Annotated in this window: 20 protein-coding genes and 2 pseudogenes; 11 read left to right on the plus strand and 11 right to left on the minus strand. The window is 43.5% G+C overall.

The window, feature by feature from the left end; all coding sequences use genetic code 11:
- Positions 1–22: 22 nt before the first annotated feature.
- From aceE to ampD, 3 genes are all read right to left on the minus strand, one after another.
- The gene (gene aceE / locus BS333_RS11285; protein ID WP_021711286.1) at positions 23–2,686 is read right to left on the minus strand and encodes a pyruvate dehydrogenase (acetyl-transferring), homodimeric type; all 2,664 of its coding nucleotides are present in this window, start codon (positions 2,684–2,686) and stop codon (positions 23–25) included.
- 55 nt (positions 2,687–2,741) lie between these two features.
- Positions 2,742–3,509 (minus strand): pyruvate dehydrogenase complex transcriptional repressor PdhR, encoded by a 768-nt coding sequence (pdhR, locus tag BS333_RS11290; protein WP_021711285.1) that lies wholly within the window; start codon positions 3,507–3,509, stop codon positions 2,742–2,744.
- Positions 3,510–3,938: 429 nt separating this feature from the next.
- Complete coding sequence (ampD, locus tag BS333_RS11295) at positions 3,939–4,487, minus strand: 1,6-anhydro-N-acetylmuramyl-L-alanine amidase AmpD (RefSeq protein ID WP_021711284.1); 549 nt, start codon at positions 4,485–4,487, stop codon at positions 3,939–3,941.
- A 92-nt stretch (positions 4,488–4,579) separates the two neighbouring features.
- On the opposite strand from ampD, the gene nadC reads away from it, so the two are divergent.
- From nadC to yacG, 9 genes and pseudogenes are all read left to right on the plus strand, one after another.
- Positions 4,580–5,467 carry a carboxylating nicotinate-nucleotide diphosphorylase gene (nadC, locus tag BS333_RS11300; protein ID WP_021711283.1) on the plus strand — a complete coding sequence of 296 codons (888 nt, stop codon included), beginning with the start codon at positions 4,580–4,582 and terminating at the stop codon, positions 5,465–5,467.
- Positions 5,468–5,712: 245 nt separating this feature from the next.
- Positions 5,713–6,159, plus strand: coding sequence for a pilin (locus BS333_RS11305; RefSeq protein ID WP_021711282.1), 447 nt, complete (start codon positions 5,713–5,715; stop codon positions 6,157–6,159).
- Positions 6,156–7,844 (plus strand): type IV-A pilus assembly ATPase PilB, encoded by a 1,689-nt coding sequence (pilB, locus tag BS333_RS11310; RefSeq protein ID WP_021711281.1) that lies wholly within the window; start codon positions 6,156–6,158, stop codon positions 7,842–7,844. The genes BS333_RS11305 and pilB overlap by 4 nt, the downstream gene beginning before the upstream one ends.
- Positions 7,845–7,870: 26 nt before the next feature.
- Positions 7,871–8,540 (plus strand): annotated as a pseudogene (locus BS333_RS22605) (type II secretion system F family protein); the annotation flags it as partial.
- Positions 8,541–8,644: 104 nt separating this feature from the next.
- A pseudogene (locus BS333_RS22610) lies at positions 8,645–9,094 on the plus strand (type II secretion system F family protein); the annotation flags it as partial.
- Positions 9,095–9,153: 59 nt separating this feature from the next.
- Positions 9,154–10,023 carry a prepilin peptidase gene (locus tag BS333_RS11320; RefSeq protein ID WP_021711279.1) on the plus strand — a complete coding sequence of 290 codons (870 nt, stop codon included), beginning with the start codon at positions 9,154–9,156 and terminating at the stop codon, positions 10,021–10,023.
- Complete coding sequence (gene coaE, locus BS333_RS11325; RefSeq protein WP_021711278.1) at positions 10,024–10,644, plus strand: dephospho-CoA kinase; 621 nt, start codon at positions 10,024–10,026, stop codon at positions 10,642–10,644.
- Between the two features lie 21 nt (positions 10,645–10,665).
- Positions 10,666–11,406 (plus strand): cell division protein ZapD, encoded by a 741-nt coding sequence (gene zapD, locus BS333_RS11330; RefSeq protein WP_021711277.1) that lies wholly within the window; start codon positions 10,666–10,668, stop codon positions 11,404–11,406.
- A gap of 143 nt (positions 11,407–11,549) precedes the next feature.
- Positions 11,550–11,744, plus strand: coding sequence for a DNA gyrase inhibitor YacG (gene yacG, locus BS333_RS11335; RefSeq protein ID WP_021711276.1), 195 nt, complete (start codon positions 11,550–11,552; stop codon positions 11,742–11,744).
- Positions 11,745–11,895: 151 nt separating this feature from the next.
- On the opposite strand, the gene rplS is transcribed toward yacG, so the two are convergent.
- The 5 genes from rplS to ffh form a co-directional block, all read right to left on the minus strand.
- A complete protein-coding gene (rplS, locus tag BS333_RS11340) occupies positions 11,896–12,249 on the minus strand; it encodes a 50S ribosomal protein L19 (RefSeq protein ID WP_021711275.1) in 354 nt (117 codons plus the stop codon).
- 41 nt (positions 12,250–12,290) lie between these two features.
- Positions 12,291–13,034 (minus strand): tRNA (guanosine(37)-N1)-methyltransferase TrmD, encoded by a 744-nt coding sequence (gene trmD / locus BS333_RS11345; RefSeq protein ID WP_021711274.1) that lies wholly within the window; start codon positions 13,032–13,034, stop codon positions 12,291–12,293.
- Between the two features lie 26 nt (positions 13,035–13,060).
- Positions 13,061–13,609: a ribosome maturation factor RimM gene (gene rimM, locus BS333_RS11350; RefSeq protein ID WP_021711273.1), complete on the minus strand. Its 549-nt coding sequence runs from the start codon at positions 13,607–13,609 to the stop codon at positions 13,061–13,063.
- A 26-nt stretch (positions 13,610–13,635) separates the two neighbouring features.
- Positions 13,636–13,884, minus strand: a complete 249-nt coding sequence (gene rpsP / locus BS333_RS11355) for a 30S ribosomal protein S16 (RefSeq protein ID WP_005438039.1) — start codon at positions 13,882–13,884, stop codon at positions 13,636–13,638.
- Between the two features lie 208 nt (positions 13,885–14,092).
- The gene (ffh, locus tag BS333_RS11360; RefSeq protein ID WP_021711272.1) at positions 14,093–15,472 is read right to left on the minus strand and encodes a signal recognition particle protein; all 1,380 of its coding nucleotides are present in this window, start codon (positions 15,470–15,472) and stop codon (positions 14,093–14,095) included.
- Between the two features lie 214 nt (positions 15,473–15,686).
- On the opposite strand from ffh, the gene BS333_RS11365 reads away from it, so the two are divergent.
- Both BS333_RS11365 and BS333_RS11370 read left to right on the plus strand, forming a co-directional pair.
- A complete protein-coding gene (locus BS333_RS11365; protein WP_021711271.1) occupies positions 15,687–16,484 on the plus strand; it encodes a cytochrome C assembly family protein in 798 nt (265 codons plus the stop codon).
- Positions 16,485–16,802: 318 nt separating this feature from the next.
- On the plus strand, positions 16,803–18,077 hold the full coding sequence (locus BS333_RS11370) for an HlyC/CorC family transporter (protein WP_021711270.1): 1,275 nt from the start codon (positions 16,803–16,805) through the stop codon (positions 18,075–18,077).
- Between the two features lie 131 nt (positions 18,078–18,208).
- Here BS333_RS11370 and luxS read toward each other — a convergent pair whose 3' ends face one another.
- From luxS to gshA, 3 genes are all read right to left on the minus strand, one after another.
- A complete protein-coding gene (gene luxS, locus BS333_RS11375) occupies positions 18,209–18,727 on the minus strand; it encodes an S-ribosylhomocysteine lyase (RefSeq protein ID WP_021711269.1) in 519 nt (172 codons plus the stop codon).
- Between the two features lie 86 nt (positions 18,728–18,813).
- Complete coding sequence (locus tag BS333_RS11380) at positions 18,814–19,398, minus strand: transglycosylase SLT domain-containing protein (RefSeq protein ID WP_033004336.1); 585 nt, start codon at positions 19,396–19,398, stop codon at positions 18,814–18,816.
- Positions 19,399–19,443: 45 nt separating this feature from the next.
- Positions 19,444–21,009 carry a glutamate--cysteine ligase gene (gshA, locus tag BS333_RS11385; RefSeq protein ID WP_021711267.1) on the minus strand — a complete coding sequence of 522 codons (1,566 nt, stop codon included), beginning with the start codon at positions 21,007–21,009 and terminating at the stop codon, positions 19,444–19,446.
- Positions 21,010–21,143: the final 134 nt, after the last annotated feature.

Raw genomic sequence — 21,143 nt, forward strand, 5'->3', positions numbered from 1 at the left:
TACCTTCTAGTTAAGCGCTGTATTAAGCGTATTGTGGGTTAGTTTTTTCAGTGTCGATGTTGAACTTAGCAATCGCTTCAACGACGACTGATTTCTCAACATCACCACGTTTCGCTAGCTCAGTAAGAGCTGCAACGACTACGTAGCCTGCGTTAACTTCGAAGTGACGACGTAGATTCTCACGGCTGTCAGAACGGCCGTAACCATCAGTACCAAGTACTTTGTAAGACTCAGAAGGCATGAATGCACGAACTTGCTCAGAGTAGTTCTTCATGTAGTCAGTCGCTGCGATTGCTGGCTCAGTACCCATTACTTGTGCAATGTAAGGTACTTTCGCTTCTGCTTCTGGGTGAAGCATGTTGTAACGTTCTGCGTCTTGACCGTCACGAGTTAGCTCGTTGAACGATGTTACAGAGAACACGTCAGATGCGATGCCGTACTCTTCGCTTAGGATAGTCGCTGCTTTACGTACTTCGTTCATGATAGTACCAGAGCCCATTAGCTGAACTTTAGACTTATCACCTGAGTAAGACTCAAGCTTGTAAATACCCTTACGGATGCCTTCTTCAGCGCCTTCTGGCATTGCTGGCATTGCGTAGTTTTCGTTCATTACAGTTAGGTAGTAGAACACGTTCTCTTGGTTCTCACCGTACATGCGACGGATACCGTCTTGCATGATTACTGCAACTTCGTAAGCGAATGTTGGGTCGTATGAGATACAGTTAGGAACGGTATTCGCCATGATGTGCGAGTGACCGTCTTCGTGCTGTAGACCTTCACCGTTTAGCGTTGTACGACCTGCAGTAGCACCTAGTAGGAAACCACGAGCTTGTTGGTCACCAGCCATCCACGCCATATCGCCAACACGTTGGAAACCGAACATAGAGTAGTAGATGTAGAACGGAATCATTGGCAGATCGTTTGTGCTGTAAGAAGTCGCAGCAGCAACCCAAGATGCCATTGAACCTAGTTCGTTGATACCTTCTTGTAGAACCTGACCTGACGTTGCTTCTTTGTAGTAAGAAACGATGTCGCGATCCTGAGGTGTGTAGTTCTGACCGTGCGGGTTGTAGATACCGATCTGACGGAACAGACCTTCCATACCGAACGTACGAGCTTCGTCACAGATGATAGGAACGATGTTCTTACCAATGTTCTTATTCTTAAGCAGGATGTTAAGAGTACGAACGTAAGCCATTGTTGTAGAGATATCACGCTTCTGCTCGCTTAGTAGCGGAGCGAACTCTTCTAGCTCAGGTGTTTTGAATTCTTGAGTGAACTTAGGTAGACGCTGTGGCGTGTAACCTTTTAGTTCTTTACGACGAGCGTGCAGGTATTCGTATTCCGCTGAACCTTCTTCAAGTTTCAGGTATGGAAGTTCTTTCACTGCTTCGTCAGTTAGGATGTCTTGAAGACCTAAGCGATCACGTAAGTGAAGTACGTGAGTCATGTCCATCTTCTTAACTTGGTGCGCGATGTTCTTACCTTCAGCCGCTTCACCCATGCCGTAACCTTTAACCGTCTTCGCTAGGATTACTGTTGGACGACCTTTGGTTTCTGCTGCGTTCTTGTAAGCTGCGTACAGTTTAGAAGACTCGTGACCACCACGCTTAAGTGCGAAGATTTCGTCGTCAGTCATGTCTGCAACTAGTGCAGCTGTCTCTGGGTATTTACCAAAGAAGTGTTCACGTACGTAAGCACCATCTTTAGATTTAAATGTTTGGTAGTCACCATCTACAGTTTCGTTCATCAGCTGTAGAAGCTTACCTGTTGTATCTTTAGCAAGTAGAGCATCCCAGTTGCTACCCCAGATAACTTTAACAACGTTCCAACCAGCGCCTTTGAATAGGCCTTCTAGTTCTTGGATGATGCTACCGTTACCCATTACAGGACCGTCTAGACGCTGTAGGTTACAGTTGATTAGGAACGTTAGGTTGTCCAGTTTCTCACGTGCAGCGAAAGACAGTGAACCACGTGATTCTGGCTCATCCATCTCACCATCACCTAGGAACGCGTATACACGTTGTGCAGACGTATCTTTTAGACCACGACCGTCTAGGTACTTAAGGAAACGCGCTTGGTAGATCGCCGAAATTGGACCAAGACCCATAGATACTGTTGGGAATTGCCAGAACTCAGGCATCAATTTAGGGTGCGGGTATGATGGGATACCTTTACCGTCTACTTCTTGACGGAAGTTGTCTAGCTGCTCTTCAGTTAGACGACCTTCAACGAATGCACGAGCGTAGATACCAGGTGAGATATGACCTTGGTAGTAAACAAGATCGCCACCATCCTTCTCGTTTGGAGCACGGAAGAAATGGTTAAAACAAACTTCATAGAACGCTGCTGCTGACTGGTAAGAAGCCATGTGACCACCAAGGTCTAGGTCTTTCTTAGAAGCACGCAATACGATCATGATTGCGTTCCAGCGAATAATCGAACGAATACGACGCTCAAGAGTTACATCACCAGGGTAAGCTGGTTCTTGTGCTGCTGGAATAGTGTTGATGTAGTTTGTGTTGATGCCAGTTGGCATATCAACGCCGTCTAGACGTGCTTTTTCTAGAACGGTTTCTAATAGAAACTGTGCACGCTCTACACCTTCTTCACGAACAACTGATTCAAGGGCTTGTAGCCAATCTTGAGTTTCCAGTGCATCTACGTCATGCTTCATGTCAGACATGGCGATCTATCCTTCTGTTGGTTGGATCTACTTATTTAAGTAAGCGGTTCTTGATTTAAGAATCGTTACCTTGCTGAATTCGACGCAGAGAACGCTCTCGTCGAGACTCTTCTCGAGTCAAATCCAACAATGTTTCTTCGATATAAGCTAAATGGGAATGTGACATCTCACGCGCCTTTTCAGGCAAACCGGAAACAATCGCATCCACAATATTAGCTCGGTGTTTACTGACTTTATCCACCACCTCTTCTCGGCGATGAAGTAACTTCAAATTCTGGAGAACGTTTTGTTCAAGTAAAGGGGCAAGACTACGAACAATATGTAGTAACACAACATTATGCGCAGCTTCTGTTAAAGCAATAAGAAACTGCATTACAGCGGCTGCTTCTGCTTCTACGTTATTGCTTTTTTGCTCTTCACTGATCTGAACCAAGCAAGCTTGGATACGTTCAAAATCTTCTTCGGTACCACGCAATGCTGCAAAATAAGCGCACAATCCCTCCATCGCATGACGCGATTCTAAAAGGTCTAACTGCGTTTCGGAGTGGCTGGACAATAAGTTCAACAAAGGATCGGAAAAGCTTTTCCAAATATTTTCACTCACAAACGTTCCGCCACCTTGGCGTCGAGTGAGTAAACGCTTAGCTTCCAAACGCTGAATAGCTTCACGAACGGAAGGGCGAGACACTTCAAACTGTTTTGCCAGTTCTCTCTCAGGCGGCAACTGCTGACCTGGAGATAGGGTGCCTTCCACTATCAGCCTCTCAAGCTCTTGTTCGATGACATCAGAGAGTTTTGGCTGACGAATCCTTTGATAAGCCATAATTATTGTTCTTCTACTTTTGCAGGTAATTGGTCATACCAATTTTATATAAACCTAAAATTAACATAAATAAGCGCTAAATGTCCAGCCAAAAGTTGACCCAAATCATGGAACCGTACCAGTTGCTACAGCCTGATAACACCTGGCTAAAAAAACAGCAATAAATTGGTATGACCAATTACATTAATAAAATAGAAAGGCTGAATCAGGAAAAGCACTAGCCATAAAAAATCAACAGGAGAGCGATTTCATTCAATTACATTTCAACAAGTTAGATACAACAACCTTAGAATACTGTGTTCGTAAAAATGTACTTTTGGTACGTTTTGCCATCACTGCGTCAACTTATTGGACAACTAACCTATGTCCAAATCACAAAAAAGGCATACCTTAACGCATGCCTTGTTGTGCCGCTTATCATTTGAAGTCTTACTCCATACGATACCTGAACTTTTTCCAGTCAAAGCTTAGACCAGGATCGCTTTTTCTCAAGGGAGCAATAAATTGATGCCCGGTTATTCTTTCGGCATTAATGTTTGGGTAAGTCAACATCAGTACCTGTGCTATTTTGACTAGGGATTCGTACTGAGCCTCGGTATAAGCAATAAAATCAGTTCCTTCCAGCTCAATGCCTATCGAATAATCATTACAGCGCTCCCGACCTGCAAAACTGGATACACCCGCATGCCAAGCTCGGTCTAAAAAGGAGACAAATTGAACAATTTCCCCATCACGCTTAATAAGGCAGTGTGCAGACACGCCCATATTGTGAATGACATTGAAAAAAGGGTGGGCTTTGGCATCAAGCTGCCCAGTAAAAAAGTCTTCTATGTGTGAGCCGCCAAATTGGCCCGGCGGTAAACTGATATTGTGAATGACCAGCAGAGAAATATCATCTTGTTCAGGTCGAGCATCAAAAAATGGCGAAGGTACGTGTTTTATTTGTTGCAGCCAGCCCTTTTCAATTATTAGACACATATCAACCTCTCTACTTTGTAAATTAACTGCTGAAATTATTAACACCGAAGAGTATCATTCGTTGCCACCGACCTTTCAAGATAAGAATTGCGATGAACCATACACATAATAGTCAAGAACGCCTCGCCTACCTGAAACAACAACTGCCTCTAGAAATCACTCGAGCAGTTGCCGAGACACTAAAAGAAGATCTTGGTGGCTGTTTGGATGCTGACAAAGACATCACCGCATCGCTTATCCCTGCTGACGCGATAAACACTGCTACTATCATTACCCGTGAACATGGCGTGTTTTGTGGACAGGCCTGGGCAGAAGAAGTGTTTAAGCAGCTCGGTGGCAGAGTTACCATTGAATGGCACGTAAAAGACGGTGATAAGGTTGAGCCTAATCAAACCTTGTGTACATTAACAGGCCCTGCTCGTGACTTACTGACGGGCGAACGCAATGCAATGAACTTTATTCAAACCCTTTCAGGTTGCGCGACCATCACCGCAGAGTACGCAGAAAAAATTGCTCATACCGAGTGCCGCCTGCTAGATACCCGCAAAACGATTCCGGGTTTGCGTAGCGCTTTAAAATACGCTGTCGCGTGCGGCGGTGGTTTCAACCATCGTATCGGTGTGTTCGATGCGTATCTCATTAAGGAAAATCACATCATCGCTTGTGGTGGCATTACACAAGCCATTACAACCGCTAAACACCTCAACCCTGGAAAACCCGTTGAAGTTGAAACAGAGAGTTTAGAAGAGCTCCAGCAAGCGATCGAAGCCGGTGCCGATATCATTATGTTAGATAACTTCACCAAAGATATGATGCGTGAAGCGGTCAAAATCAATGCCGGTCGAGCAGCATTGGAAAACTCCGGTAACATTACTCTAGAAACCATCGCTGAATATGCTGAAACAGGCGTCGATTACATCTCAGTAGGCGCGTTAACCAAGCACCTGAAAGCAATGGATCTTTCGATGCGTTTTCAGTAATACATACTTTATGCTCCTGCCAATCAGCAGGAGCTAACTTCACTGCCAATCACTCAGCGACTGAACTCTTTCTTTCCCGCTGAATCCACTCCCTCGCAAAACTTTGTATTACTGTTGCAACAAAAATACAAACAATCCAACCTCACTCGAACCCTGCCATATTATTTGTTTCTTGTTTTTTAAACAGTTTTTACCCTTCTGTACTCGATAATTGCCACCAGCCCCATTTATTGTTAAGGAAACACATGACAAGCAAGAAACAGAAACGCCAAAAGGGTTTCACTCTTATTGAACTTATGATTGTCGTTGCCGTGATCGGCGTACTCGCAGCGATTGCTATTCCTCAATATCAAAAATACGTTGCCAAAGCCGAAGTTGCAGCCGCTCTTGCCTCCATGACTGGTGTTAAAACCAACGTAGAAGCTTATACCATTGAGTACGGTATTTTCCCTGCCGCTTCACAATCGTCTGCTTTAGGTGTCCCAAGCAGTATACCTCAGGGAAGCATGGCTTTTTCTCAAGGTACCTCTTCTGCTGGTGATATTATCTTCACTTTTTCAAGCAGCAATGTTAGCGCGCTGTTGTCAAACAAGACATTTGCTCTGAAACGAGATAGTGACGGAGGCTGGCGATGTACCGCCTCAGGTGCAACGGCTGTTGAAAGCACTTTAAGACCGAAAAACTGTCAATGACCTTAAGCAGCTTGGCAACGTTTCTTCGTCAAACAGAACAGTTAAGTGCTTCTCAAGAAGAAACCTTGTATGAACACATGAAAGCTTCGGGTGTTTCTACTCCCGAAGCAGTGATAGGTTCAGGCCATCTTCAATCTCAAGAGTTAACTAAGTTACTCAGTCAGCATTTTGGACTAACGTGTATTTCACTGACCCAATATGACTATATCCCATTGTGTCAGTCTTTAGGTCTGCGCAAACTGATCACGCGCCACCATGCTCTGCCTGTTGAGCGCAACGCCACTTCGTTGACTTTAGCGGTCGCCGACCCGACTAATTTACAAGTAGAAGATGACTTTCGCTTCGCAACGGGCTTACCCATTGAGCTGGTTCTTGCAGACTTTTTAGAACTTCGTACCGCTATCAAGCGCTTATATGGCCAAACATGCAAGCAAGAAAAGTCTCAACTCAAAGACATTCATCAAGACGAATTAGCCGATTTAGTCGAAGTCAGCTCTGAAGAGCGTGAAAGCCTCGAAGATCTTAGTCAGGATAATTCTCCTGTCAGCCGCTATATCAACCAAATTTTACTTGATGCCGTGCACAAAGGTGCATCCGACATTCATTTCGAGCCTTATGAAGAGATGTATCGAATCCGCCTGCGTTGTGATGGTATCTTAGTCGAAATTCAACAGCCACCTAAGCACCTAAGCCGGCGATTATCTTCTCGAATAAAAATCCTGTCTAAACTGGACATTGCAGAACGGCGTTTGCCTCAAGATGGTAGAATCAAGTTGAGGTTAAGTCACGACAGAGCGATCGACATGCGGGTCTCAACCCTGCCAACATTATTCGGAGAAAAGATCGTTCTTCGTCTTCTTGACAGCAATTCTGCATCATTAGATATCAATACGCTGGGCTATAATCAGTACCAGAAGCAGTGCTATCTAGAAGCATTAAAACGTCCACAAGGCATGATCCTGATGACAGGGCCAACAGGTAGCGGTAAAACAGTATCTTTATATTCTGGTTTACGCTTGCTTAATCAACCCGAAATTAATATTGCAACAGCTGAAGATCCAGTTGAAATTCATTTACCCGGTATTAATCAAGTTCAAATTCAGCCCAAAATTGGCTTTGGTTTTTCACAAGCATTGCGTTCTTTTCTCCGTCAAGATCCTGATGTAGTGATGGTCGGAGAAATTCGTGATTTTGAGACCGCAGACATTGCAATAAAAGCGGCTCAAACCGGTCATCTAGTGTTATCAACGCTACATACTAATTCTGCAGCAGAAACCGTGATTCGGCTCTCTAATATGGGAATAGAAAGGTTTAATCTTGCCTCTTCTCTCAGCCTCATTGTGGCCCAGCGATTAGCCCGAAAATTATGTATTCATTGCAGGCAACCTCAGGAGATTTGTACTCAGCTTAGCCAAGTCGGCCTCAGTCCAATCGATCAGATTTTTCAAGCGAATCCAAATGGCTGTGACCAATGCACACATGGGTATTGTGGCAGAACGGGAATTTATGAAGTGATGCGCTTTGATAGCCAACTCTCAACCGCCCTGCTCAAAGGCGCCTGTGCCGATGAATTAGAAAGGCTTGCTATCGCTAATGGTATGCAAACTTTGCAACAGTCTGGACTCGAAAAACTCAAACAAGGCATCACCAGTTTGGCCGAGCTGCAACGTGTTCTTTATTTCTAAACACCGCTTACGAGAGTCCCAACAGTATGAAGCCTCACCTACCTCAACTTAAAAATTATCACTGGAAAGGCATCAATAGTTTAGGTAAAAAGGTGTCAGGAAGGTTACTTGCCATGAGTGACCTGGAAGTAAAAGAACGCCTTAAAATACAACACATTCAAATCAAAAACCTAAAAAAGGGCCGCCTTTCTCTTCTCACTCAACTAAATCATCGGGTCAAAAGCAAAGACATCACCGTTTTTACTCGTCAAATTGCAACCATGCTGATGACAGGAGTCCCTATTGTTCAAGCACTAAAATTAGTGTCTGAAAATCACCGAAAAGCGGAAATGAAGTCGATCTTAATGTCTATCACGCGAGCCGTGGAAAGTGGAGTTCCCATATCTAAAGCCATGCGTTCAGCCAGCCATCATTTTGACGCCCTCTACACAGATTTAATCGCAAGCGGAGAACAATCGGGAAATTTATCGCAAATATTTGAGCGTCTTGCCAATTACAGAGAGAAAAGTGAACAGCTCAAAGCCAAAGTCATTAAAGCTTTGCTTTACCCAAGCATGGTTGTCTTTGTTTCTCTCAGCGTCTCTTACCTTATGCTGACCAAGGTAATTCCTGAATTTGAGCTTATGTTTGCAGGATTTGGCACCCAATTACCAGCGTTCACTCAAGTGATACTCAACCTTTCCGCTTGGGCACAATCTTGGGGGGGCATGATTATCAGCCTTTTTGGGGTTAGCATCATCTTCACCAAGCTGGCCATGTCCCACTCAGAAACATTACGTTTGTTCATCGCCCGTATTAGCCTCAAGGGCCCTATTGTTGGCGCGATTCTATCCAAAGCCGCGATAGCTAAATTTAGCCGAACTTTAGCCACGAGTTTCAGTGCTGGCGTTCCGATACTGAGTGCTTTAAAAGCAACATCTAAAACCACTGGAAATCTCTATTATCAACGTGCAATCGAAAACGTCCACCGTGATACGGCCGCAGGGATGCCTGTTTATGTTGCTCTTAGAAACTGTAACGCTTTTCCTGAGTTAGTTTTGCAAATGGTGATGATTGGAGAAGAGTCTGGCCGATTGGATGATATGCTCAACAAAATCGCAGCCATTTATGAGTTTGAGGTCGATAATACCGTCGACAATCTCAGTAAAATCTTAGAACCTCTTATCATCTTGCTGCTTGGAGGCATCGTTGGCAGTTTAGTTACCGCAATGTACTTACCTATCTTTAACTTAATGAGTGTCTTAGGATAGAATGGCAATACAGTTCCATCAAAACAGCAGTTTGTTTGATCACTCCTCAAGAGAAAAATATGGAAGTCTTTCATTACTACCCGTGGCTCTTTATTTTATTTGCCACTATCTTTGGCCTCATTGTCGGCAGCTTTCTTAATGTTGTGATTTATCGTTTGCCTAGAATTATGGAAAATGAGTGGCGACGCGACTGTGCTGAGTCGTTTCCTGAGTACAACATTACGCCACCACAAGAAACCCTCACGTTAAGCACTCCACGCTCTTCATGTCCCAAATGTCACAATCCAATTCGTATCCGAGATAACATTCCTGTCATCAGTTGGTTAATGCTCAAGGGTAAGTGCCACTTCTGCCAGACAGCAATCTCAGCACGCTATCCGCTGATTGAATGCCTTACCGCCGCTTGCGCTGGATTTATCGCCTATCACTTTGGCTTCAGTATCTACACGATCTCTCTAGTGTTATTTACTTTCGTCTTGATCGCTGCCACATTCATTGATCTTGATACCATGCTATTACCCGATCAACTCACGTTACCACTCATGTGGTCAGGGATCATCTTAGCCCTTTCAGGTATAAGCCCTGTCAGTTTACAAGACGCCATCATCGGTGCCATGGCTGGATATTTATGTCTTTGGAGCGTTTATTGGCTATTCAAGTTAGTCACTGGTAAAGAAGGGATGGGATATGGTGATTTCAAGTTACTGGCCGCTTTAGGAGCTTGGCTTGGTTGGCAATCCCTGCCAATGATAATTTTGCTATCATCAATAGTAGGAATCCTATTTGGTCTTATTCAACTGCGACTGCAAAATAAAGGCATAAATAAGGCATTTCCTTTTGGACCATATTTAGCAATAGCTGGGTGGATAAGCCTCATCTGGGGTAACCGAATTTTAGACTGGTACTTATCTTCGATCTTAGGAGCATAAATGGCTTTCGTTATTGGTCTTACAGGCGGTATAGCCAGTGGAAAAACCACTGTCGCAAATTTATTTAGACAACATTTTAATATTGATATTGTCGATGCCGATATTGTAGCACGTGAAGTTGTCGAGCCTGGAACTGCAGGTTTAACAGCGATCATTAAGCGTTTTGGTCCAGATATTGTGAAACAGGATCAAACGTTAGATAGGGCCAAACTTAGAGAACGGATTTTTTCCATTCCAGAAGATAAAGCTTGGTTGAATGCCTTACTGCACCCTTTAATACGAGAAAAGATGCTAGAGGACCTACAACAGGTCAATTCCGACTATGCATTACTTGTCGTGCCACTCTTGATCGAAAACAACCTAAATAGCCTGTGTCAGCGTGTTTTGGTTGTCGACGCGGCCCCTGATACACAAATCTTTAGAGCGACGAAACGCGATAATGTCAGTGAATCACAAGTCCAAGCCATTCTTATGTCTCAGGCCTCAAGGGAAGAGCGGCTTCAAATCGCCGATGATGTGGTCAAAAACAATTCAGATGATCCCGATCTTTTACTTCAAGTTGCAGATTTACATCAAAAGTATCTAGCCATGGCTAAGGCAAATCTGCGACAATCATCTTAATATTTTCAAAGGCTAATATTAATGAGCACGCATAAATTTGAACATCCACTTAATGAAAAAACGCGGATCTATCTCAGAATAGAGTCTTTGTTGCGTCAAGCCAATTTAGCCTCAAGTTTCACCGATAATCATCAGTACCAGCTGTTCTTCCGTGCTTTGTTTGATATGGTGGAAATCTTCGAGCAGATCCAATTAAAAAGTGAGCTTGCCAAAGATCTAGAAAAACAGCGTCTCGCTTACCGTAGTTGGTTTAATGTCGATGGTGTAGATCAAAATGCCCTGACAGCACTGTTGCAAGAGATTGATCTCGTACATGGCCAACTCATGACCGCTGAACGCTTTGGCCAGGCATTAAAAGAAGACCGTTTTTTGAGTTCGATTCGTCAACGTTTCAACTTACCGGGTGGTGCATGTTGTTTTGATTTGCCTGCATTGTACTATTGGCTGCATCTTCCGATTCAACGCAAAGTGCAAGATGCAGCTAAATGGCAAGCAAGCTTAAAACCTTTATCTGATGCTCTTGGGCTATGGCTGAAGTTAACTCGAGAGACAGGCCAGTTTAAAGATCAAATAGCTCGTGCAGGGTTCTTTCAAAGTGATGCTGATGAAGCGAATATTCTGCGCTTACATATTCCAATGGAGTTCGGTGTCTACCCGATGATTTCTGGCCACAAAAACCGCTTTGCGATTAAATTCATGTCATTTGAAAGTGGTCAAGCTTGCATACAAGATATCGATTTTAAACTCGCGGTTTGTAGCTAATCACCTATATTTGCTCACTCTGTTCATTAAACAGCCACGCAATTTAGAATAAAGTGCTCTCAATCGTAAAGCGTCAAACAATATGACCTTGCAGCCAATTTACCTTTTCGTTACAACACTTGAAATAAAACAGGACAGACATCATGGCTAAAATAACCATCGTTCCATGCCCTCAATGCGGAGCCGACGTTGAATGGGGAGAGCAAAGTCCACATCGACCGTTCTGCAGTAAAAAATGCCAAATGATTGACTTTGGTGAATGGGCCGATGAAGAAAATACCATTGCAGGTGCACCCGATATGTCCGATAGCGATGGCTGGTCTGAAGAACAGTACTAAGTACTAAAAGAAAAAGACTAACAAAAGAAAATACCCTACCTGATCACCAAACTTATCTCGCAGCACGCACCACTTTAAGATTATTTACATAGTCAATAAAAAAACGGAGCCCGATTGGACTCCGTTTACTATGAGAACGCTAGTTATAGCATTACTTCTTAGCAAGCTTCTCTTTGATACGAGCAGACTTACCAGAACGCTCACGTAGGTAGTACAACTTGGCACGACGTACTGCACCACGGCGTTTAACTTCGATGCTATCAACGATTGGAGAGTGCGTTTGGAACGTACGCTCAACACCTTCACCGTTCGAGATTTTACGTACAGTGAAAGCAGAGTGAAGACCACGGTTACGGATAGCGATTACAACGCCTTCAAAAGCCTGTAGACGCTCACGCTCACCTTCTTTTACTTTAACCTGAACTACAACAGTGTCACCTGGTGCAAATTTAGGTAGGTCTTGTTTCATTTGCTCTTCTTCAAGAGCTTTGATGATGTTACTCATTTTATAAATTCCTAGAATAAACTGATACTAAATAAATTAGGTTACTTTGCCTTGCTATCATTAATGAACTCGGCAAGTAATTGTTCCTGTTCGTCAGTCAGAGCTAGGTTTTCCAGGAGCTCTGGTCTTCTTATCCAGGTACGGCCTAACGACTGTTTGAGTCGCCAACGACGAATGTCCTTATGGTTACCTGACAATAATACTGTCGGAACAGCTTTATCATCTAAGACTTCCGGACGCGTGTAATGGGGGCAATCTAACAAGCCATTAGCAAAAGAATCTTCTTCTGCTGAAGCGAAATCCCCAAGTACTCCCGGAACAAACCGTGAGACTGAGTCAATCAACGTCATGGCTGGTATTTCACCACCTGTCATCACAAAATCTCCAATCGACCATTCTTCATCGACTTCAGATTGTATGATGCGCTCATCTACCCCTTCATAACGACCACAAATAAGAAGCAAGTTCTCGTTTGTTGCCAGCTCTTCTACTCCAGTCTGGTCGAGCTTACGACCTTGAGGAGAGAGGTAAATCACTTTCGTCTTACCCGGTGAGGCTTTCTTGGCTGCATGAATGGCATCGCGCAAAGGCTGAACCATCATTAACATACCAGGGCCACCACCGTAAGGTCGGTCATCGACAGTGCGATGTTTGTCGTGAGTGAAATCTCGAGGATTCCAAGTCTCTATCGACAAAAGACCTTTTTTAACCGCTTGACCTGTTACTCCATAATCAGTAACAGAACGGAACATTTCTGGAAAAAGGCTAATTACGCCAACCCACATGTTAATCTCGCTCTGTAGTATGGAGTTTAGAATCCAGGATCCCAGTCAACTTCGATCCGTTGAGCTTCGCGATCTACTTTAATGATCACTTGCTCTTCAAGAAACGGGATTAATCGTTCCTTTTGCCCAAAAGCATCTTTTAGATTTGCTTTCACTACCAGAACATCATTTGAGCCTGTTTCTAGAATGTCACTTACAACACCTAGATCGTAACCTTTGTTAGTTACCACTTGCATACCAAACAATTCACGCCAGTAGAATTCATCTTCTGACAATTCAGGTAGTACCGCAGGGTCAATTGCGATTTCAAAGTTCGTCATGAGATGCGCGTCTTCACGAATATCCAGACCTTCCAGCTTAGCCACCATACCTTTGTTATGGCGCTTCCAGCTTTCCACTTTAAACTCAACCCACGAGCCTTTCTGGTTAATAAACCAAGGGCTGTAATCAAAAATGCTTTCAGCATTGTCTGTGTAGGAAAAAACTTTAAGCCAACCACGAATGCCGTAAGTAGCACCAAACTTGCCTACAACAATCTTTTCGTTGCTCATTGTTTCTTTACCTTTCATCGACATAAACTAGTTTCTTCTTCTTAAAAGAATTAAGCCGCTTTTTGAGCGTCTTTAACTAGCTTAGCAACGCGGTCAGATAGAGACGCGCCTTGACCAACCCAGTGGTTAACGCGGTCTAGGTCTAGACGTAGACCTTCTTCTTGACCTTTAGCAGTTGGGTTGAAGAAACCAACTTTCTCGATGAAACGGCCAGTTGCAGCGTTGCGGCTGTCCGCTACTACGATTTGATAGAATGGACGCTTCTTAGCGCCGTGACGTGCCAAACGAATGGTTACCATGTCGTCCTCTTTGCTTTCTCAATAATAAAATTAACCCCAGTAGTTCCTCTAATTGGAGTAACTTGGGGTCTCGTGCCAAAATAAAGCTCCGGAATTTTACTCTTATCCCGAAGCAATGCAAGGGGTTTAGCTACTTTTTCACCAACATAAATTAAAAATTAAGTATGTGATGGGGCTAACACCCTGAAAATAAAGTCTAGGAAACCGTCTAACGGCCAAATGGGTTGAAGCCGCCGCCACCCATTCCGCCCATCATACCCTGCATATTACGCATCATGCCTTTCATGCCACCTTTTTGCATTTTCTTCATCATTTTCTGCATCTGAGTGAACTGTTTGAGCAGACGGTTAACATCTTGTACTTGAACGCCAGAGCCCGCTGCAATACGCTTTTTGCGTGACCCTTTGATGATTTCAGGACGCTGACGTTCTTTCATTGTCATGGAACTGATGATGGCTTCCATTTGCTTGAACATCTTGTCATCGACTTTGTCTTTCACGTCAGACGGTAGCTGAGACATGCCTGGTAGCTTGTCTAACATGCCCATCATGCCGCCCATATTTTGCATTTGCCCCAGCTGTTCACGGAAGTCTTCAAGATCGAAACCTTTCTTTTCTTTGAATTTCTTCGCAAGCTTTTCGGCTTTCTCTTGGTCAACATTACGCTGCAAATCTTCGATCAATGACAGAACGTCACCCATTCCAAGAATACGCGATGCGACACGCTCAGGATGGAAAGGTTCTAGTGCATCGGTCTTTTCACCCACACCGAGGAATTTGATCGGTTTGCCCGTGATATGGCGAACCGATAGCGCCGCACCACCACGTGCATCACCATCCACTTTAGTCAGAATCACACCAGTTAGCGGTAGCGCATCACCGAATGCTTTTGCTGTGTTCGCCGCATCTTGACCTGTCATTGCATCAACAACGAACAGCGTCTCAACCGGGTTAATCGCTGAGTGAAGATCTTTAATTTCACCCATCATTTCTTCATCGATGGCCAAACGACCAGCGGTGTCAACAATCAAAACGTCATAGAATTTCTTCTTTGCATGATCGATGGCTGCGTTAGCGATATCAATCGGCTTTTGATCAGCGGATGATGGGAAGAAATCAACACCAATATCTGATGCTAACGTTTCAAGCTGCTTGATCGCCGCAGGACGATAAACGTCTGCAGACACTACCAAGACTTTCTTTTTGTCGCGCTCTTTAAGGAGCTTAGATAGCTTACCTACCGATGTGGTTTTACCCGCACCTTGTAAACCCGCCATTAATAAAACAGCTGGCGGCTGTGCCGCTAAGTTGAGCGCTTCGTTAGATTCACCCATGACCGCTTCAAGCTCAGCCTGAACGATCTTGATAAACTCTTGACCTGGCGTTAAAGATTTAGAAACTTCTACACCCACCGCATTTTCTTTGACGCGTTTAACAAACTCGCGTACAACAGGCAGAGCAACATCGGCCTCAAGTAATGCCATACGTACTTCACGTAGGGTTTCTTTAATGTTGTCTTCGGTAAGACGACCTTTTCCGCTGATATTTTTCAGCGTTTTGGATAATCGATCCGTTAAATTCTCAAACATCTTTGTCTCTTCGCTAAAAATGGCGATTCATTACTGTAAGTATACCTTAGCCAACGTCCCAGTCATACCCGTTGTACCTGTCTATTACTATATCGAGGGCAACATTCATTTTTTCAATACCTAAAGGGTTGCGATTGTGCGGCATCAATCGTAGCCCCAGAGTCTAATGCAAGGTATAATTTTCAATATTGTGCACAGAAACGATTAATTACTCATGGATAGCTTCATTGCCATCACCGCCGCCATTTTTTATCTTTTGGCGATTGCGGCCATTGTTCCAGGACTCTCTCAGCAATCGGGAATCAAAGTTAAAACAGTCTTTAGCTGTGCTGTTAGCGCGTTAGTGTTTCATGCCTGGCTACTGAGTGATCTAATCTTTGATGGTTCAGGACAAAACCTCAGCATCTTAAATGTTGCCTCTCTGATCAGCTTTATTATTTCTTTGGTCATGAGTCTATCCATGCTTAAAAACCGTCTCTGGTTCCTTCTTCCAGTTGTATATAGCTTTGCTGCACTCAATTTAACCGCTGCTACCTTTTTACCAAGTACTTTTATCAAACATTTAGAAAATGACCCTAAAGTTCTGATCCATATTTCTTTAGCATTATTTTCCTATGCAACACTCACCATTGGGGCATTATATGCCTTACAGCTAGCGTGGCTTGACCACAAGTTAAAAGCTAAAAAAGCCGTCGCCATTAACCCTAATATCCCACCTCTCATGAGAGTCGAAAGACAGCTATTTAATATTATCCTTATCGGTAATCTGCTTTTAACGGGAACATTACTTACTGGCATCCTCTTTGTGCAAGATATGTTTGCCCAAGGAAAAGCCCACAAAGCCATCCTGTCCTTTATGGCATGGATCGTCTACTCGATTTTACTCTGGGGACACTACCAGCAAGGTTGGCGAGGGAAAAAGGTCACATGGTTTGCTGTTGCAGGTGCAACATTACTAACCCTGGCTTACTTCGGTAGCCGCTTTGTAAAAGAGATCATATTAAGTCATTAATAAGCCATACCGCTTACTCTATATTACTGGTGTCGGCTCGGTCTTAGGAGCAGACACCACTTTGGAAACGACATTCTGCCCTTAATACTCTTTGGGTATCACTCAGACTTATTTTAGTGCGACAAACCAGCCACCATTGATGTTTATATTTATCTAATAAACTGAAGTGAAATGAGTTCATCTAATTTGAATGATAAATTGATGTCATCCACCCTTTATATTAACAATCAAATAAAATAGACTAAGTAGAGCTCAATTGACTTAAGCGTCAAGCTAAGCCATAAATTAACAAAACATTTAAAAAGGAATCGCAGCGTTTTGGACGACATATCTACGGGTATCTTATTTGCGCTACTCGCGTGTCTTATCGTCATATCAGGTTATTTTTCTGGTTCAGAAACAGGAATGATGTCTTTAAACCGTTATCGTTTAAAGCACCTGTCCAATAACGGCCATAAGGGCGCCAAACGAGTAGAGAAACTGCTCGATCGCCCAGATAGATTAATTGGCCTAATTCTTATCGGTAACAACCTTGTTAATATCCTTGCTTCAGCGATTGCGACTATCTTGGGTATGCGACTCTACGGTGATTTAGGGGTTGCTATTGCTACCGGTGCCCTCACCCTCGTTGTACTTGTCTTTGCAGAAGTTACCCCCAAAACCATTGCTTCCCTTTATCCTGAACGAGTTTCTTACGCCAGCAGCATTCTTCTTACTCTCTTAATGAAGATTTTGTCACCACTTGTATTGCTGGTGAATTTCATCACTAATGGGTTTATTCGTTTACTCGGCGTAAAAGCCGACCATTCCAACGAAGATCATTTAAGTTCTGAAGAACTGAGAACCGTCGTTAATGAGGCTGGCGCTTTAATTCCTCGCCGCCACCAGGACATGCTGGTTTCGATTTTGGATCTTGAACACGTCACGGTGAACGATATTATGGTGCCACGTAACGAAATTACTGGTATCGACATCAATGATGACTGGAAATCGATTGTACGCCAGTTAACGCACTCTCCTCATGGCCGTATCGTGCTATATCGCGATCAGATCGATGAAGTCGTTGGTATGCTTCGCTTAAGAGAAGCCTATCGTTTAATGTTAGAGAAAAACGAATTTAATAAAGAGACGCTACTTCGAGCAGCCGATGAAGTGTATTACATTCCAGAAGGTACGCCACTTAATGTACAAATGTTGAAATTTCAACGTAATAAACAGCGTATTGGCTTAATTGTTGACGAATATGGCGACATCAATGGTTTGGTTACCTTAGAAGATATTCTGGAAGAAATTGTCGGTGAATTCACCACTTCAATTGCTCCAAGTTTGTCAGAAGAAATTACCCCACAAGATGATGGAAGCTTCCTGATCGAAGGCAGTGCTAATATTCGAGATATAAATAAAGGCTTGAAGTGGAAACTGTCAACAGATGGACCAAGGACATTAAATGGATTAATCCTTGAACACCTCGAAGACATCCCTCAAAGCCATTTAAGTGTGCAGGTATCAGGGCATCCGATGGAGATAATTCAAGTGGAAGAGAACCGGATCAAACTCGTCAAGGTGTATCCAAGGCTAAAGAAAAACAATTGATGCCTTTTAAAGAACCGAGTTTCTAACATCTTATTAACGCTATTGCAAAAAAGCAGCGTCAACTGACCGAAAAAAGAGCCTGACCATGTTCAGGCTCTTTTCGTATAAGGCTTATTGATTAGTGCTGTCGATTAATCAATACGCAACTCTTTCAACATTGATTCAGGCAAGGCAAGCTCATCATTGTGGTTAACCGAAACTCCGGCCTCAATAATATCCCTAGCAATTTGCTTCGCTTCTTCAAGCGAGTGCATCGATGCTGTGCCACATTGATATTCATTCAACTCCGGTATTTTGTTTTGGTTTTCTACTTTAAGCACATCTTCCATTGCAGCAATCCATGCATCCGCGACTTGCTGCTCTGAAGGTGTACCGATGAGGCTCATATAGAAACCAGTACGACATCCCATTGGCGAAATATCGATAATTTCGACATTTTCTGCATTTAAGTGATTACGCATAAAGCCCGCATACAAATGCTCTAATGTGTGGATACCACGTTCAGAAAGGATGTCTTTATTTGGAGCAGTAAAACGTAAATCAAATACCGTAATGGTATCTCCTTTCGGAGTTTGCATTTTTTTAGCAACTCGCACAGCTGGTGCATTCATGCGAGTATGATCAACGGTAAAACTGTCTAATAATGGCATTACGTATTTCCTTATTGTAACGACCTATGCAATACCTGAAATATTGCAAGTAGGATTGATTGCTGTTCAACCCTCAAGCTAGAAGGTTAAAAAAACCAGCCGCTGTTGTCCTCCAGTTCCTGACGACATTGCTTCAGCTGCCAGCCATAATTTTTTGCTGTCTTCTCAACCCGCCTTGCAACTTTTAATAAGCTTGGTTTCGCTTTATATGTCCCACGCTTATAGCCACCTCTCCCTTCGTGGTAAGCCAAATATTGATTATAGGGGTCCCACAAAGAAATCCCTAGCTGTCGACGTGTTTCATGCGTATACCAACCAACAAACATCATTGAGTCATCAAACTGCGTGCGCGATCCACCTTGACTTGTTGCCTTTTGGAAATCTTCCCAAGCCGGATCTTGAGCCTGAGCATAACCATAAGCGCTGCTAACCCTACCCCAAGGAATAAACCCGAGTAAGTAGTCTTTTGGTGGACGAGCATCATGACGAAAGCTACTTTCTTGCTTTACGATCGCCATTGCTACGTGAATCGGCGTACCCCATTCTTCCTCCATATCCTTGGCATCATCATACCAATCGGATTTTTCTCGGAATATCTCGCAAATGTTCTCTTGTTGCTTTGGCGGTGCTGTTGCACAACCTGTCAATAATATACACCAAATCATTGACATGGTGAATACTTTAAAATCCACACAACACCTCAATAAATGATTGATTTATTTAAGATAAGCAAAATAGTCTGCCAAAAACTCATCAAATGACAATGTATCACTTTGCTCTGCCAAGATTTGCTTTTCCACCGACTGCGTTGCTTCGGCTTCCATCATCTCTTGTGTATATTGTTGATAATGATGAGCTAAGTTTTCCTCTCGGTACTGTCCACCTAAAGCACAGCCCAGTTTACCCAGTCCACCATGAGATTTGGTTTGCTCCAACAGCTGGCCAGATACGGTTAACTCCGGATCATCTATCCATGATTCTAGCTTGTCGCACACCATCTGGTAAGCATCACCTCCCACAGATTTATCCATTTCAACTGCGATCGCTCGCAAATCAGCAAAAACTTGATGAGCCCATTCCTGAAGGGATAATTGCTCGCCATGACAACCAATAGTGAGAAGTAAGCCTTTCTCTCTTCCTGCAACAATGACTTTATTCCAATTATCACGCCAGCACTCAAGTTCACAATTATCCATTGGTTCCGAATCAGAGAGCACCGACCAAGTTAGGAATAAATCTAAAAAGCGAATTTGATCCTCTGTCAAGCCCACAGAGCTAAATGGATTAACATCTAAAGAACGCACTTCGATGTATTCCACCCCTCCGCGTTTTAAAGCTTCTGATGGTTTTTCTCCATTTTTCGTCACGCGTTTAGGGCGAATAGGCGCATACAGCTCGTTCTCGATTTGCAGGATATTAGAATTAAGCTGACGGTACTCTTCATCGACTTTCACCCCAATCTGGGCAAACTCTTCTGAAGGACGACGGATAGCATCACTGACACCGTCGAGGTATTGCTCTAAACTGTTGAAGCCAATCTTGAGCACACTTTGAGCACTATTAGTATATCCGAGATCACTGAGGCGTAATGACGTCGCTTTGGGCAAAAATAAAGTACCACCTATTTTCTCAAAAGGCAGATCCGTTTCACGCCCGCGAATAAAAGAGCCACACAATGCGGGGGAAGCGCCAAAGAAATAAGGGATCATCCAACCAAAACGATAATAATTACGAATTAAAGCAAAATAAGCCTCTGATTTTGTCGTTTGGCGTTCTGACTCATTTTGTTCCCCATACAGCGCATCCCAAAAAGACTCAGGAAAAGAAAAGTTGAAGTGAACACCTGAAATAATCTGCATCAGGCTTCCATAACGGCGCTTAAGTCCTTCACGGTAGAGCGTTTTCATTTTTCCTGCATTGGATGAACCATACTGAGCCAATTGAATGTCGTCTTGATGCCCGACATAACATGGCATTGATAAAGGCCACATCCGCTCTTCACCCATTTGAGTCTGGGCAAAGTGATGAATATCTTTAAGTTGACCCATTAATTCTGGTATTTGATGGGAAACAGGAGTGATGAACTCTAATAACGATTCTGAAAAGTCGGTTGTAACCCATTGGTTGGTAAACGCCGAACCGAGACCTTTCGGATGAGGGGTTGTCGCGATATAACCATCTTGGCGGTAGCGTAAGGTTTCACGCTCTACACCGCGTCCAAACTGCTTAAATACTTCAGGGTGTAATGCAACTTGCTTTAGTCGCGCAGCAAATTCAGTCAAAATCAGATTCACTTCTATTGAGAGCAAGGCACTTGCATGAAAGCAAGTGAAGCTAAGTTATTGGTCAACGAATCAAGTCGCTCTTTCTGTATAGATATTCAGCGTCACTAGAAACGAATAGCGGAGGGTGATTC

Source organism: Vibrio azureus, from assembly GCF_002849855.1.
In the GTDB taxonomy this organism is placed as follows: Bacteria; Pseudomonadota; Gammaproteobacteria; order Enterobacterales; family Vibrionaceae; genus Vibrio; species Vibrio azureus.